Source organism: Clostridium budayi (assembly GCF_055396605.1).
Map to the genome: position 1 here is coordinate 1,492,085 of NZ_AP042456.1, position 16,414 is coordinate 1,508,498.

The following is a 16,414-nucleotide window of genomic DNA, read 5'->3' on the forward strand; positions in this document are numbered from 1 at the left end:
TAGGTGCTTTTTATTTTTAAGAAGGGAGAGAAATTAATTTGAATATATATACTGAAGTAAGTGGTATTAAAGGGGTTGGCCCAAAGGCTACTGAAAGATTAAATAAAGTCGGTATATTTAGTATATTAGATCTCCTTTTATATTTTCCAAGGGATTATGAATTTATAAATGGAAATAAAAACATAAACGAGATTTCTGAAGATGAAAAACAGATATTAACTTGTAAAATGGTAAGGTTTAAAGGTGACTTTAAAACAAGAACCGGTAAAATACTAACGACTATAGAATTTGATTATTGCGGAACTAAAGTTTCTAGTAAGTGGTTTAATATGCCATATATAAAAACTAAATTTAGAAAAGATGAAAGTTATAATCTTTTAGGAAAGTATAAAAGAGTAGGAAATAGTCTTGAAATAACGAATCCGGTAGTTAGTTCTAATGAATCTTTAAAAAGCGAAATAATACCTAAATATCCCTTAAAAGGAGAACTTACAAACAACTTTCTAGCTAAAATAATTGGAGAAGTTTTAGATAACATAAAGGTTACTGAAAACTTACCTAAAGAAATAATTGATAAATATAAATTAGTATCATTAGATAAGGCCATTAGAGAAATTCATTTTCCAAAAGAAAAAGATAATTTAAAGGGAGCAATTAATAGATTAAAATTCCAGGAATTATTTACATATTCAATGAAGTTACTTTTATTAAAAAAGAAAGCAAGAATAAAAAATGGTATTGGATTTAATTGGAGTGAAGAATTAAATGATTTAAGAGAATCCCTTCCGTTTAGTTTAACTAACGCTCAGGCAAAGGTTGTAAGAGCTATATTAAAAGATCAAAAATCTAAATATCCAATGAATAGATTAGTTCAAGGGGATGTTGGTTCAGGTAAAACTATAGTAGCTTTAATTGCAATTTTTAATGCTTATAAAAATGGATATAAATCAGTTTTTATGGCTCCAACTGAAATATTAGCAAATCAACATTTTAAAGAAGCAAAGAATATATTTAAAAACTTTAATATAGAAATTGAACTTTTAACTGGAAGTACAACTAAAAAAGAAAAGCTAAGAATAAAAGAAAGAATAAAAGAAAAAGAACCATTAGTTGTTATAGGTACGCATGCACTTTTAGAAGATGATGTTAACTTTAATAATTTAGGTCTTGTTATAACAGATGAACAGCATAGGTTTGGAGTTGGGCAAAGAAGTAAACTAATAAACAAAGGAAAAAGAGCCGATGTAATGGTTATGACAGCTACTCCTATTCCAAGAACACTTGCCTTATATGTATATTCGGATTTAGATGTATCTGCAATTGATGAATTACCACCAGGTAGAAAGAAAATAGATACAAGATTTTTTGAAGATAGCAAAAGAGATAAAGCATATAAACTTGCATTAAATGAAATTAATAAAGGAAGACAGGTTTATATAGTTTGCCCACTTATTGAAGAGGATGAAAAGGGAGATTTAAATTCAGTAGAAAGCGTCTATGATAAATTAAATAATGGAATATTTAGAAATATTAAAGTGGAGTATCTTCATGGAAAAATGAAAGGTATAGAAAAAGATGAAATAATAAATAGATTTAAAGAAGGCGAAACTAAAGTTTTAATATCAACAACTGTTATAGAAGTTGGGGTTAATGTTCCAAATGCATCTACAATGATTATTGAAAATGCAGAGAGATTTGGCTTAGCGCAGCTTCATCAATTAAGAGGAAGAGTTGGAAGAGGAGAATATGAATCTTTCTGTATATTAATAGCAAAAGCTAAAAGTGATAATACAAAAAAGAGAATGGAAATATTAACAGAGTCAACAGATGGATTTTATATATCAGAACAAGATTTAAAACTTAGAGGCTCTGGTGAGATGTTTGGTATAAGACAAAGTGGAGATGAAGGTTTATTATTAGCTCACCTTTATGATGACATGAATATATTAATTAGAGCAAGAGAAGAAGCAAATAAAATATTAGAAAGTGAAAATAATGATAGTAAGCTTATAGTTCGTGAAATTGAGAAAAATTTAGAAAAAAGTAGTAAATATATTTGTTTTAATTAAGAATAAATTGTATAAAAAAGTTGATTATGATAAAATGATAATTATATAACACTAAGGAGGATAAAAAAGTGAGAATTATAGCGGGAAAAGCAAGGGGCCGTAAATTAATCCCACCAGCAACATATGAAACAAGACCGACATTAGATAGGGTAAAAGAAGCGATGTTTAGCATGATTCAAGGCTATATACCAGATGCAACTGTAGTTGATGTATTTGCAGGAACAGGAAGCTTAGGGTTAGAAGCTGCAAGTAGAGGAGCTAAAGAGTGTTATCTATTTGATAAAAGTAATACAACTTATCCTCTATTAAAAGAAAACGTAAAAAATCTTAAATTTGAAGATTTTTGTCACCCACTTAACATAGATGCTTATGAAGGTCTAAAAATGCTTGCTAGAAAAGGTAAAAAGTTTGACGTTATATTTATAGACCCACCATATTGCAAAGAAATGATACCAAAAGCAATGCAAATAATAAAAGAAAATGATCTATTATTAGAAGATGGAATAATAGTTACAAAAATAGATACAATAGAAGAAATATATGAAGGATATGAGGATATAGAACTAACTAGAAGTAAAAAGTATGGAAATACTACAGTTTGTTTCTATAAAATAAAGGGAGAAGAGTAATGAAAACTGCAATTTATCCTGGAAGCTTTGATCCTATTACAAATGGTCATTTAGACGTCATAAAAAGAGGAGCAAAAATTTTTGATAGACTTATAATTGCCGTATTAATTAATGTTGATAAAAAAGGACTATTTGAAATAGAAGAGAGAGTAGAGCTTATAAAACGAGTAACTAAAGATATTAAAAATGTTGAAGTTGTAAGTTTTAATGGATTACTTATTGATTTACTTAGAGAAAAGGAAGCTGATGTTATATTAAAAGGTCTAAGAGGCGTTTTAGATTTTGAATATGAAATGCAAATGGCACTTATTAATAATAAATTAGATTCAAATGTTGAAACATTATTTATGATGACAGCAGCAGAAAATTCATATATAAGTTCATCATCAGTAAAACAAATCGCTAAATTTGGCGGAAACATTAATGGATTAGTACCTAATGAAATAATTAATGATATAGAAAAAAAGATAAACAGGGATTAGCAAAAAAGGGGGATTGTCAATGGATAAACAAGAGGTTAATGTTATTGAACTTTTAGAATATTTACAAGATGTTGTAGATAACTCTCCTAAAGTGCCTATGAGTGGTAAGACTATGATAGATAGAAAAGAATTTACAGAAATCATAGATCAAATAATTAATTATTTACCTGACCAATTTAAAAAGGCGCAATGGGTAATGAATGAAAGGGATAGAATATTATCAGAAGCTAAAAAGGAATATGATTCAGTTAAAGAAGAAACTATGCATCTTATGAGACAAAATATAGAAAATCATGACATTGTAAAAGAAGCTAAAATAAGAGGGCAAGAAATTATAGCAGCAGCTAAAAGAGATGCTAAAAATATTAGAGTTGGTTCTAGAGATTATGCAGATGAAATACTTTCAGACCTTGATAAAGAATTAGAGAAAAAGAAAATGGAGCTTATAAAAGCACTTCAAATAAGCTTTGAGGATACTGCAAAAGAAATCGATCAAAATCTTACAAAGGCTTGCTCCATTGTTAAAGAAAATATTAAAGAATTAAGAACTATGAATTAAAGTTTTGCTTATACATATTATTAATGATATTAATAAAAATAATAGTATAGGTAAAAGATATAATAATATATTGTAGCTTGTTGGTGTGTAAACTATATTTGAAGCTTCTGAAGTTTTAAATATGATTGTAGATAGGAAATAACTAACTACAAAACTAAATGCACCTTGGACAAGCTTTAAAAGCATGTATTTTGCAATCGATACATTATGCTTACTGAAAAATGAGGATGCTTGTGCAATTGCAGACATTCCTGAAAATGAACAAATAAAACTTACAATTGCAAGTTTTAAGTGAATTGAAAGTGAACTGTTTGCTATTATACTGCATCCATTTGTCATTTCAATACTACCTAAAAAAGTTCCGTATAATACGTTTTTAGGTAGATTTAGAATACTTTCAAGACTATTAATTGAATTAGAAACAAAATTATTATTTTTAATAATTGATATTATTACTGAAAATGCAATTATATATCCGCATACAGAAAGGGTAGTATTTATTGCATTTTTTATTGCGTTATCTAAAGCAGATCCAAACGTAATATCTTGAAACTTAGAAGACTCCTTCTCATCTATTCTACAAGAAGGGGCCTTTTTTATTGTAATTAATCCTATAAAAAATAATGATAAATAACTACTAATTAATAAAAAGTAACCATACTTTGGTGAACCAAGTAGAGCCGAACCTACGGAGCCAATTACAAAGATAGGGCCAGCGTTAGAAGCTATGTTCAAAAGTCTCTCATATTCTGATTTATTAATATGTCCAAGTTCATATAAATCCGACGAATATTTTGCGCCAAGTGGATAACCAGATAACATACTTGCAACTAGTGGGAAAGAGCAAGCTTTAGAAAGTCTTAACGGTTTACATAAAAGGGGACCTAAAATTTTTGAATAAAGATCTATACCATTATAAGAAATAAGCAAATTACAAATTAGAGAAAAAGAAAAAACTGTAGGAATTACGGCTCTAAAACAAAGCTTACAACCTTCCATTGCTGCATTGATTGAAGTTTCAATATTTGCAACAAAAAGAACTATTAAAAAAGTAATAAAGAAACAAAATATAATGTGTTTTTTTACATTTAAAAGCTTAAGTAATACTAAAAGAAAAACAACGATTAATATAGATAAAACAAAAATACTATTCATGAAATCACTCCCATCAATAGTATTTATATGCGCTAAATCTATTTAAATTCTTTTATCATCATAGGACTTTTTAAATAATCTTCTAAAGGATTAATTGAGGTATTTAAAATTGAATATGCTTTAGTTGATAGAAGATCTAATTTAAGCATATCATCCTCTATATGTCTTGGAACTTTAGTTATTATATTTATATTAGCATTCTTCTTTATATGCTTTAAAATAGAAGCCCCTTTTTCGTTAAAAGCAAGAGGTCTAATATAGTTTATATCGTTTGCTTTTAAAGCTTTAGTATCATAATCTTCAAGACCTATAAAAAATTTAGAAAGTATTCTAGATATTTTAGTATAAGTATATCTTTTGCTTTTAGATTTTAAAATTAAATCATCTAGTGAATTAGAAGATAAGATTTCTTTAAGAATTTTATTATCTAATCCTTCATTAATATCATCTATTTTATTTAAATAGTTTCCTTTTGTAATAATCTTATATTTTAAATAAGGAAATAAATCTTCTTCAAAAACAAAATCATATTTTTCGTTATAAAGTTTATTAAATTCTTTATATGTAGAAAGTGTAATTGAATCTTTAATTTCTTCAAGGTTATTTTTAGATTTAAGTGTTTCCCTAATTGAAGTTGCAGAAGAAAAAGTTGTACTTAAATCTGTATCGTTATAATTACTTCCTTCTCTTTTAAGTGTAAAAGGAATAATACTACTATTAAGTTTAATTAAAGCCTTTATATATTCAATAGCTAAGATATTATTTGAATTTGATAATATATTTTCAACATCTAAATTTTTCATAACATTATTTAAAGCATTAACTCTAGCTTTATGAAATGGTAAACCTAAATCTAAATTTGCTTTTAAGAATTTTTTATATTCGTCTGGCTCATAATATAATGTGTGTGCAATTTCTTTTAAAGTAGATATATCTCCACTTTCGCTTCCAAAATAAATATTATTTATACAATTTAAAGAATTTAATATTTTTACACCACCATATGCAAAGTCTTCAGCAGAAGATAATGAATATATAAGTGGAAGCTCTAATACTAAATCTACACCATTTAAGACTGCAATTTTAGCACGAGTCCATTTATCCATAATAGCAGGGTTTCCTCTTTGCATAAAGTTACCACTCATAACACAAACTATTCCATCGCAGTTAGTATCTTTCTTGGCATTTTTAAGATGAAATTCATGTCCTAAGTGAAATGGATTGTATTCTGTAATAATACCAGTTAAGTTCATGGAAAATCCTCCTATAGTAATATTGTCATTAAAGTATAACATAAAATTTTAAGAAATGGCACTTTTAAAGGGAAGAAGTTAAATATTTTGAAAATTCATATTATTTCAAATCTAACGAATTCAATTTTAGATGTTGAAAATAACTGCAATTTAGGAGTATAGTAGTATATGGAGATACACACGGATCTTTGAAAGGAGAAATGAACATGGAACTTATGAACAAAATATGGGAGGCTGCTAAAGCTGATAAAAAGAAGATAGTACTTCCTGAAGGAAGCGAATCAAGAACAGTTGTTGCAGCTCAAAAAATAGCTGAAGAAGGAATAGCTATGCCAATATTAATTGGTAATGAAGAGGAGATTTTAAAATCTGCTAAGGAACAAGGTGTTGAACTTAAGGGAGTAGAGATAATAGATCCAGAGACTTCAACTAACTTAGATAAATACATAGAAGCTTTTTATGAGCTTAGAAAAAATAAAGGTATGACAATGGAGAAGGCTGAAAGAATAGTTAGAGACCCTCTTTATTTTGGTACTATGATGGTAAAATTAGATGATGCTGATGGAATGGTTTCAGGAGCAGTTCATACAACAGGAGATCTTTTAAGACCAGGTCTTCAAATAATAAAGACTGCACCAGGTGTGTCAGTAGTATCAAGTTTCTTTATAATGCTTGTACCAGGATCAAAATATGGAGAAGAAGGAATGCTTTTATTCTCAGACTGCGCAGTTAACCCAAATCCAAATGCAGAACAATTAGCTGCAATAGCAATAGCTACAGCTGAAACTGCTAAAAATCTTTGCAAAATGGATCCAAAGGTAGCAATGCTTTCATTCTCAACTATGGGAAGTGCAGATCACGAATTAGTTGATAAAGTAAGAACAGCTACTGAAAGAGCTAAAGAATTAAGACCTGACTTACAAATCGATGGAGAATTACAATTAGATGCTGCTATAGTTAAAAAAGTTGCAGATCAAAAAGCTCCAAACAGTAAAGTTGCAGGAAATGCTAACGTATTAGTATTCCCAGACTTACAAGCAGGTAACATTGGATATAAATTAGTTCAAAGATTTGCTAATGCAGAAGCAATCGGACCAGTTTGTCAAGGTTTTGCTAAACCAATAAACGACTTATCAAGAGGATGTAGCTCAGAAGATATCGTAAATGTTGTTGCTTTAACAGCAGTTCAAGCTCAAACTATAAAATAGTTATAAAAGTTAATAAAAAATTCACATGAGGTTTGAAGGGAGTTTTCAAGATGAAAATTTTAGTAATAAATTGCGGAAGTTCTTCATTAAAATATCAATTAATAAACATGGAAAATGAAGGAGTACTAGCTCAAGGTCTAGTTGAAAGAATAGGTATTGAAGGATCAATTCTTACTCAAAAAGTTGAAGGAAGAGATAAGTATATAATAGAACAATCTATGAAAGATCACCAAGATGCAATAAAGCTTGTTTTAGATGCATTAGTTGATGAAACACATGGTGTTATAAAATCAATGGATGAAATTTCAGCTGTTGGACACAGAGTAGTACACGGGGGAGAAAAATATTCAAAATCAGTATTAGTTGATGATGAAGTAATGAACTACTTAGAAGAATGTGTAAAACTTGCACCACTTCACAACCCACCAAATATAATCGGAATAAATGCATGCAAAGCTTTAATGCCAAATACACCAATGGCTGTTGTATTTGATACAGCATTCCACCAAACAATGCCAGCTAAAGCATTTACATATGCTATACCATATGAATTATATCAAAAACACGGTATAAGAAGATATGGATTCCACGGAACTTCACACAAGTACGTTTCAAGAAAAGTTGCTGAAGTTATGGATGAAAATATAGAAGATTTAAAAATAATAACTTGTCACTTAGGTAATGGTGGTTCATTAACTGCTGTAGATGGTGGTAAGTCAGTTGATACTTCAATGGGATTCACTCCACTTGAAGGAATAGTTATGGGTACAAGATCAGGTAACATAGACCCTGCTATTGTGACATACTTAATCAATGAATTAGGATATACTTCAGAAGAAGTTAACACAATGCTTAACAAAAAATCAGGATTACTTGGAATATCAGAATTAAGCTCAGACTTTAGAGATATCCGTGATGCTGCTTTTGATAGAAAAGAAGAAAGAGCTATACTTACTAAAGACGTATTCTTCTATAGCATTAAGAAACAAATAGGAGCTTATGCTGCTGCTATGGGTGGAGTTGATGTTATTGTGTTTACAGCAGGTATAGGAGAAAACTCAATCGAAACTAGAGAAGGAGTTTTAGAAGGTTTAGAATTCCTAGGAGTTAAATTAGACAAAGAAAAGAATGCTATAAGAGCTGATATCAATGAAATATCAACAGATGATTCAAGAGTAAAAGCTTACGTTATAGCTACAAATGAAGAGTTAATGATTGCTAAAGAAACATTAGAATTAATAAATTAGCAAATATTAATAAATTTTCTTGACTTTTTATGTCCCCCTTTATATAATAAATTGTGTTTGTTCAGTAAATATTTAAGCTAAGGGGTGAAAAAAGCGCTTTCGCTCGAGCTATGGCTGTAAACATGGTCATAATGTGTCATATTTTAAGATGACATGAGGAGAATAGATCCAGAGCATGAAGATTATGAAACTACAAATTTCTAGTTTTTTCTCTAGAAGAGAAAGAAGTAAAAGTATTAACTATGAATTTGAAATGAAAGAGTTTCACTTTGAAGGTGACTTAATGAAACCAGTAGAGAAGGTTTCAGTTGATGGTGTAATAACTTCAAAGGAAAGTGAGCTTGTACTTAACTTAAGAGTTAAAACAAAGCTTAAAGTTACTTGTTCAAGATGTTTAGATACCTTTATCTATCCAATAGATTTTGAAATAGAAGAAAGGTTTACGAGTATTGACGAAACTACAGATAGTGATGTAATATTTGTAAAGAGTGATGAATTAGACATCACAGATTTTGTTGAAAGAGAAATAATTTCAACCTTACCAATTAAGAGACTTTGTAGCACTGACTGCAAGGGCTTATGCCACAATTGTGGTAAAAACTTAAACAGAGAGATATGTACATGTGATAATGTAGATGTTGACGTTAGGTTAGCAGGCCTTAAGGCTCTGCTAGAAAATAAGGAGGTGTAAGCATGGGAAATCCAGCAAGAAAAACATATAGAGCAAAGAGAGATTCAAGAAGAGCTCAAACTTTTAAAGCGAGCTTACCAGGAATAATCGAATGTCCACAATGCCACGAAATGAAATTAGCTCACAGAGTGTGCAAGAGCTGCGGATATTATAATGGTAAAGAAGTAGTATCTTCAGAAGAATAAAAGAAAGTCTTATGACTTTCTTTTCTTTATATATAAGGAAAAAAGGGGTGAGTTTAATTTGAAAATAGCGATAGACGGAATGGGTGGCGATAATGCACCTATGGCAGTTGTTGATGGTGCTGTTGAGGCTTTAAAGGAATACAGTGATATTGAAATATATATAACAGGACCAGAAGAGAAAATTTTAAAAGAACTTGCAAAACATGATTATCCAAAAGATAGAGTTAAAGTAATCGATGCTAAAGAAGTTATAGGAACAAATGAACATCCTGTAATGGCACTTAGAAGAAAAAAAGAATCAAGTATAGTTAAAGCTCTTAATTTAGTTAAAAATAAAGAGTGCGATGCTATAATTTCAGGTGGTAGTACAGGAGCATTTTTAGCAGGATGTACACTTATAGTTGGTAGAATAAAAGGTGTTGAAAGACCAGCACTTGCTCCTATTATGCCAGGTAGAAGAGGAAAGTTTATGATTGTTGATGCAGGTGCAAATGTTGATTGTAAACCAAATTACCTTGTTCAATTTGCTAAAATGGGAAAGATTTATTATGAAAGTGTATTTAATAAAGAAAACCCAACAGTAGGACTTATAAATATTGGAGCAGAAGAAGAAAAAGGTAATGATTTAACAAAAGAAACACATAAGCTTTTAAAGGAAGAAGCATTAAATTTTGTTGGAAATGTAGAACCAAGAGAAATTCCAACAGGAGAAGTTGACGTTCTTGTTTGTGATGGATTTGTAGGTAATACTGCACTTAAACTTTATGAAGGTGCTGCTATGAATTTACTTGGCATCATAAAAGATGAGATCATGGGAGCTTCATTCCTTCCAAAACTAGGAGCTATGTTACTAAAACCAGTATTTAAAAGTTTAAAAGTTAAATTTGACTACAAAGAAGTTGGGGGAGCTCCTTTCTTAGGCGTAGATGGTATTTGTATAAAGGCTCATGGAAGTTCTGATGATAGAGCATTTAAAAATGCTATAAAACAAACTAGAATATTCTATGAAGGAAAAGTTATAGATAAAATAAAGAATGAACTAGAAGTAAAATAATTTAATTTTATTATTATAGAATATTGACTGTACATTTAATATATAATATTATCTAAAGGAAGGATATAGGAGGTGATAATATGTTTGAAAAGATTCAAGAAATTATAGCTGAAAAGTTAAGCGTGGATCCAAGCGAAATTACTCAAGATGCATCATTCATTGATGATTTAAATGCAGATTCATTAGATATAGTTGAATTAATCATGGCGCTTGAAGATGAATTAGATATGGAAATTCCAGACGAAGATGTTGAGGGATTCAAAACAGTTGGAGATGTAGTAGAATACGTAAAGAACCATGTTGAAGAATAGTAAAATCCCGCACTAAAGGCGGGATTTTATATTTATTATTATTAAGTAGTTTATTCTTGAATTTGTTTAAAGGAGCAAACTGAAAAATAAACTTAGAGGAGTGTATAAAATGAATAAAGCAAAGCTAAGAGAGTTTGAAGAAGCTCTTAAAGTAAATTTCACAAATCTGAGTTATTTAAAAACAGCCCTAACACATAGCTCATTTGCAAACCAATATAAAGATACAGAATACAATGAAAGACTAGAATTTTTAGGGGATTCAGTACTTCAATTATGTATAACAGAATATTTGTATACTAATTATAAAGATAAAGCAGAAGGAGAACTTACAAAAATAAGAAGTCTTATAGTATGTGAAAATTCTCTTTTTGAAATTGCAAAGTCATTAAATTTAGGATCATATATAAGAATGAGCAAAGGTGAGGAACTTACAGGTGGAAGAAATAGAACATCAATACAAGCTGATGCAGTTGAAGCTGTTATTGCTGCTATTTATTTAGATAAGGGCTTAGAATTTACAAGAGCATTTATATTAGACCATTTTAAAGATATAATAAATAAAGCTATAGAAAATAAAATAGTTCTTGATTTTAAGACTAAATTACAAGAACATCTTCAAAAGGATGGGGAGGTAAGCATAACTTATGAATTAATTAAGTTTGAAGGTCCACCTCATAGAAGAAAATTCTTTACAAAGGTAGTTATAAATAATGAAACTATGGGTGAAGGAGAAGGATTTTCTAAAAAGGAAGCAGAACAAGCTTCAGCTAAACAGGCTCTTAAAAAACTGGAGGTAATCAATGAGTAAAAGTCATTATATAATACCTATATTTGTACCTCATGAAGGTTGTCCTCATAACTGTGTATTTTGTAATCAAGACAGAATAACAGGAGTAAAGGATAAAGTAGATGGAGAAAAGGTAGAAAATATAATAAATGAGTATTATGAGACTATAGAAAATAAAGATGCGACTATAGAAGTTTCTTTCTTTGGAGGAACTTTTACAGCTATAAGAGAAGAAAAACAAAGAGAACTTTTAAAGGTTGCAAAGAAATATAAAGATTTAGGCATTGTACAAAAGATAAGAATGTCTACGAGACCAGACTATATAAATGATTATATATTAACTTATTTAAAAGAGTATGATGTTGATATAATTGAACTTGGAATACAATCACTAGATGATGAAGTTTTAGTTGCAGCAGGAAGAGGTCATACTGCAGAAGATGTAAAAAATGCTTCTAAGCTTATTAAAAAGTATGGAATAACTTTAGGACATCAATTAATGCCTGGACTTCCAAAATCAACAGAAGAAAAGGATATAAAAAGTGCAATTGATTCATTAAGTATGGAACCTGAGTTACTTAGAATATACCCTTCATTAGTTATAAAGGATACTCCTATGGAAATAATGTATAACAGAGGAGAATATACTCCATATACATTAGAAAAAGCTGTAGATGTAAGTAAAAATATATTTACAATGTTTAATGATAAAGGAGTAAATGTTATTAGAATAGGTCTACAACCTACAGAAACTATAAACACAGGAAAAGATATAATAGCAGGACCTTTCCATCCTGCATTTAGAGAATTAGTTCAAGGAAGTTTAATAGCAGATTCTATAAGAGAAAATGCAAATGGTAAAAGTTTTGAGCTTTTAATAAATAATAAAGATTTAAGTAAGCTTTATGCAAACAAAAAAATCTATTTTAATAAACTTAAAAGTGAAGGATACGATATAAAAGTAACTGTAACTAATGAAGTTTCTAGAGGAAAATTAATTCTTAAAGAAGATAAAGAAAAAGAAATACTTATTTAAGACAAAGCGGGAGGAAACTCTCGTTTTGTTGAAATTTAGAAGAATTAATATAAACTTATATTTTAGAGGTGATTGATATGAGAAAGAAAACAAGGGAAAAGATGCAAATCTGTCTTGCAATACTATTAGTTGTAGTATTTCTAGTATCCTTAATACCAATATTTATATAGTGTAAGGAGTGGAATGATTGGTTTTAAAATCGTTAGAATTAAGAGGATTTAAATCCTTTGCAGATAAAACAGAATTAAAGTTTAAAAATGGTGTTACAGCTGTTGTAGGACCAAATGGTAGTGGTAAAAGTAATATATCAGATGCTGTAAGATGGGTACTTGGAGAACAAAGTGTAAAAACTTTAAGAGGAGGTAAGATGGAAGATGTAATTTTTGCTGGAACTCAATATAGAAAACCAGTAGGACTTGCACAAGTTTCACTTACTTTAGATAATTCAGATAACGTACTTCAAACTGATTATAATGAAGTAACTGTAACTAGAAGAATATTTAGATCTGGAGAAACTGAGTATTTATTAAACAACAATAAATGTAGATTAAAGGATATAAATAACCTTTTTATGGACACTGGTATTGGTAAAGAAGGGTATTCATTAATAGGACAAGGTAAAATAGAAGCTATACTAAGCGGAAGACCTGAAGACAGAAGAGCATTGCTTGAAGAGGCTGCAGGTATAGTTAAATATAAATGGAGAAAAAATGAGGCAGAAAAGAAACTTTCTAATACAGATGAAAATTTAGTTAGAATAAGAGACATAATATCTACTTATGAAGAAAGATTAGAGCCTTTAAGAGTTGAAAGAGAGAAAGCATTAAAGTTTAAAGATTTATCAACTGATTTAAAAGAAAAAGAAGTATCATTAATTGTAAGTAATATAAAAATTATTGAAGAAGATTTAAAAGTATTTAATGAAGATCTTAATAAAAGAGAAAAAGAATTATCTTTAAAAAGAGAAGAATTAACATCTAAAAGAGAGGCTTTAAAGAAAATTGAAGCTAAACTTGAGGAGTTAGAACAAAAAACAACTGATGAAAAGTTTGAATACTTTACTAAAAAAGAAGAAATTACAAAAGCAAATAGTGATATAGAATTATTTAATGAAAGAATAAATAATTTAAATAGTATTTTAGAAAAAAATAAGTTTGAAGAGTTTGGTTTAAATAAAAAAATTGTTGACATAAAAAAAGAAAAAGAACTTATAACTAAAGAGTTAGATGAGAAAGAACAAGAAGAAAAACTTTTAGAAGAAGAAGTAATAAGATTAGAAAAAGAAAATGAAAATCTAAACTTAAAAATAAGTGATTTTGAAAAAGAACTTAAAAACTTAAAAAATAGTGAATTAGAACTATTAAGAGGCAATTCAAATATAAAAAATAAGATTACAGAAATAAATAGTAGTATTAAAGCTAAAGAAGAAAGAAAAGAAAAGATAGATGAAATACTTCTTAATATTTCAAATAACATAAATATAAGTAAAGCAAGCATAAATGGACTTTCACTTAAAATAGAATCAGAAGAAAAAGAATTTGAAATTATAAAAAAAGATATTATATTAAGCAAGCAAAAGTTAAATAAACTTAATACAAACCTTTCTAAGAAGGAAGCCGAAGGTAGAGGATGCAATATATCTGTAAGTAAGCTTGAAGCTAATAAATCAATGCTTGAGGATCTAGAAAATCAATACGAAGGATATAATAGATCTCTTAAAAACTTAATGGATAAAGTAGAGAAAAATGAAGCGCCTCATACTAAAGGAATAAAGGTTTTAGGTGAAGTGTTTGAAGTTCCTAAAGGATATGAAATGGCAATTGAAACTGCACTTGGTGCATCAATTTCAAATGTTATAACTGAAACTGAAAAGGTTGCTAAAGATTTAATAAATTATTTAAAGAAAACTAAGCTTGGAAGAGTTACTTTCCTTCCTCTTAACATAATAAATGGAAAAAGACTTTCTTTAAATGATAATGTTAAGAAAATTCCAGGATATTTAGGAATAGCATCTGAAATAATAAGTTTTGATGAAAAATACACAAAAATAATTGACTATTCACTTGGAAGAACGATAATTGCAAAAGATATGGATAGTGCATTTAATATTGCAAAAGTTACAGCTTACAAAAATAGAATAGTTACTTTAGATGGAGAAGTATTAAATGCAGGTGGTGCATTAACTGGTGGTAGTATAAAAGGAAAAACTTCAAACATTTTAAGTAGAAAAAGAGAAATAGAAGACCTTCAAAACAAAATAATAATTGGAAAAGAAAAAATAGAAGAAATTAATAAAGAAATAGAAGATATAAAAAATGAAAGAAAGTCTATTGATGAATTAATTTTAAATAATACAGATAAAGCACATAGTATTAAAATAGAAATAGCAACAGATAAAAATGAACTTTCAAATTTAGAAAATGAGATTAACAAACTTAAAAATTCTAAAGAAATGTCTGAAAAAGAAAGAAATACTATAGATGCTGAAATAAAATCTTTTGATGAAAAACTTAAAATTTATGAAGATGATTTAAATAAACTTTGGGATAAAAATTCATCTAATAAAGAAAGAGAAGTAGAACTTGAAAAGATTTTAGAAGATGAAAAGGAAAAAATAGAAATACTTAAAAATAATTTAACTGAACATAAAATAAAGAAAGCTTCAATGAAAGAATCTATATTGAATAAGGTTAATGATATTAATAGAAAAGATGTTGGACTTAGAGAAAGTGATACTAAGCTTAAAAATATTCATAAAGAGAATTCTGAAAGCTTAGAAGGTATAGAAAAGAGTAAGCTTGACATAAAACTTAGTAAAGAAAAGATTGAAAATAATACAAAAAGAATTGAAGAACTTAAAAATATATTTAAAGAAGATGAAGTTAAAAAAGCATCACTAAAAGAAGAATTTAGAAAAAGTGATAGTTTAATTACAGAAATTAGAGAAATAATAAATAAAGAAGAAGGAGAGCTTAATAGAAGAGAGATCCTTAAAGCAAAAAGTGAAATGGAAATTGAAAATTACTATAAAAAGCTTAATGAAGAGATGGATCTAACTTATGTAGAAGCTCTAGAAATTGCAGTACCTATAAATAATTTAGATAGATTTAAAGAAGAAATAACCTCAATTAAAAGAAGAATAACAGCACTTGGAACAGTAAATCTTGCAGCTATATCTGAATATGAAGAAGTAAGTGAAAAATTCTCTTTTATGACAACTCAAGAGGAAGATTTAGAAAAGGCAAAGGCTGAATTAATTTCTGTTATAGAAGAAATGACTTCTAAGATGAAAGTTTTATTTAAAGATAATTTTAAAGTTTTAAATAAAAACTTTAATGAAACTTTTAAAGAATTATTCAAAGGCGGTAGTGCAGAACTTATATTAGGAGAAGGAGATGAACTTACAGCAAACATTGAAATAAATGTTATGCCACCAGGTAAAAAACTTCAAAATATAAATCTTATGTCTGGTGGAGAAAAAGTTTTATCTGCTATAGCACTTCTTTTTGGTATACTTAAAATGAAGCCTACTCCATTTTGTATATTAGATGAAATAGAAGCCGCACTAGATGATGCTAATGTATATAGATATGCAGAATTTTTAAAGAAATTTTCAGATAATATTCAATTTATAGTAATAACACATAGAAAGGGAACTATGGAAGTTAGTGATGTAATGTATGGTGTTACTATGGAAGAGAAAGGGATATCTAAGGTAGTATCTGTTGATTTAAGTAAATAGATTGAA

The 16,414-nt window shown here is 28.5% G+C and carries 15 protein-coding genes; 13 read left to right on the top strand and 2 right to left on the bottom strand.

Features of this window, described 5'->3' with window-relative positions; all coding sequences use genetic code 11:
• The first annotated feature begins 38 nt into the window (after positions 1-38).
• The 4 genes from recG to ACZ5TJ_RS07020 all read left to right on the top strand — a co-directional run bounded on the left by recG (position 39) and on the right by ACZ5TJ_RS07020 (position 3,739).
• Positions 39-2,069 carry an ATP-dependent DNA helicase RecG gene (recG, locus tag ACZ5TJ_RS07005; RefSeq protein WP_464202217.1) on the top strand — a complete coding sequence of 677 codons (2,031 nt, stop codon included), beginning with the start codon at positions 39-41 and terminating at the stop codon, positions 2,067-2,069.
• A gap of 68 nt (positions 2,070-2,137) precedes the next feature.
• The gene (rsmD, locus tag ACZ5TJ_RS07010; protein WP_039316108.1) at positions 2,138-2,698 is read left to right on the top strand and encodes a 16S rRNA (guanine(966)-N(2))-methyltransferase RsmD; all 561 of its coding nucleotides are present in this window, start codon (positions 2,138-2,140) and stop codon (positions 2,696-2,698) included.
• Entirely contained in the window at positions 2,698-3,180 is a 483-nt protein-coding gene (gene coaD, locus ACZ5TJ_RS07015) for a pantetheine-phosphate adenylyltransferase (RefSeq protein ID WP_039316106.1), read from the top strand. Before rsmD ends, coaD begins: the two co-directional genes overlap by 1 nt.
• Before the next feature lie 19 nt (positions 3,181-3,199).
• Complete coding sequence (locus tag ACZ5TJ_RS07020) at positions 3,200-3,739, top strand: hypothetical protein (RefSeq protein WP_045725642.1); 540 nt, start codon at positions 3,200-3,202, stop codon at positions 3,737-3,739.
• Here the strand turns inward: ACZ5TJ_RS07020 and ylbJ are convergent.
• Positions 3,722-4,894: a sporulation integral membrane protein YlbJ gene (ylbJ, locus tag ACZ5TJ_RS07025; RefSeq protein ID WP_464202220.1), complete on the bottom strand. Its 1,173-nt coding sequence runs from the start codon at positions 4,892-4,894 to the stop codon at positions 3,722-3,724. The genes ACZ5TJ_RS07020 and ylbJ overlap by 18 nt on opposite strands.
• Positions 4,895-4,932: 38 nt before the next feature.
• Complete coding sequence (locus ACZ5TJ_RS07030; RefSeq protein WP_464202222.1) at positions 4,933-6,147, bottom strand: nucleotidyltransferase; 1,215 nt, start codon at positions 6,145-6,147, stop codon at positions 4,933-4,935.
• A gap of 206 nt (positions 6,148-6,353) precedes the next feature.
• Between ACZ5TJ_RS07030 and pta the strand changes: the two genes are divergently transcribed.
• From pta to smc, 9 genes are all read left to right on the top strand, one after another.
• Positions 6,354-7,355: a phosphate acetyltransferase gene (pta, locus tag ACZ5TJ_RS07035; protein WP_039316098.1), complete on the top strand. Its 1,002-nt coding sequence runs from the start codon at positions 6,354-6,356 to the stop codon at positions 7,353-7,355.
• A 50-nt stretch (positions 7,356-7,405) separates the two neighbouring features.
• A complete protein-coding gene (locus tag ACZ5TJ_RS07040) occupies positions 7,406-8,602 on the top strand; it encodes an acetate/propionate family kinase (RefSeq protein WP_464202224.1) in 1,197 nt (398 codons plus the stop codon).
• A 184-nt stretch (positions 8,603-8,786) separates the two neighbouring features.
• Positions 8,787-9,293: a YceD family protein gene (locus ACZ5TJ_RS07045; RefSeq protein WP_464202292.1), complete on the top strand. Its 507-nt coding sequence runs from the start codon at positions 8,787-8,789 to the stop codon at positions 9,291-9,293.
• Between the two features lie 2 nt (positions 9,294-9,295).
• A complete protein-coding gene (gene rpmF, locus ACZ5TJ_RS07050) occupies positions 9,296-9,478 on the top strand; it encodes a 50S ribosomal protein L32 (protein ID WP_039316094.1) in 183 nt (60 codons plus the stop codon).
• 58 nt (positions 9,479-9,536) lie between these two features.
• Positions 9,537-10,532, top strand: coding sequence for a phosphate acyltransferase PlsX (gene plsX / locus ACZ5TJ_RS07055; RefSeq protein ID WP_464202226.1), 996 nt, complete (start codon positions 9,537-9,539; stop codon positions 10,530-10,532).
• A gap of 80 nt (positions 10,533-10,612) precedes the next feature.
• The gene (gene acpP / locus ACZ5TJ_RS07060) at positions 10,613-10,843 is read left to right on the top strand and encodes an acyl carrier protein (protein WP_039316090.1); all 231 of its coding nucleotides are present in this window, start codon (positions 10,613-10,615) and stop codon (positions 10,841-10,843) included.
• Positions 10,844-10,952: 109 nt separating this feature from the next.
• Complete coding sequence (gene rnc, locus ACZ5TJ_RS07065) at positions 10,953-11,651, top strand: ribonuclease III (RefSeq protein WP_464202227.1); 699 nt, start codon at positions 10,953-10,955, stop codon at positions 11,649-11,651.
• The gene (locus tag ACZ5TJ_RS07070; protein WP_464202229.1) at positions 11,644-12,666 is read left to right on the top strand and encodes an elongator complex protein 3; all 1,023 of its coding nucleotides are present in this window, start codon (positions 11,644-11,646) and stop codon (positions 12,664-12,666) included. The genes rnc and ACZ5TJ_RS07070 overlap by 8 nt, the downstream gene beginning before the upstream one ends.
• A 187-nt stretch (positions 12,667-12,853) precedes the next feature.
• Positions 12,854-16,408 carry a chromosome segregation protein SMC gene (gene smc / locus ACZ5TJ_RS07075; RefSeq protein WP_464202230.1) on the top strand — a complete coding sequence of 1,185 codons (3,555 nt, stop codon included), beginning with the start codon at positions 12,854-12,856 and terminating at the stop codon, positions 16,406-16,408.
• Positions 16,409-16,414: the final 6 nt, after the last annotated feature.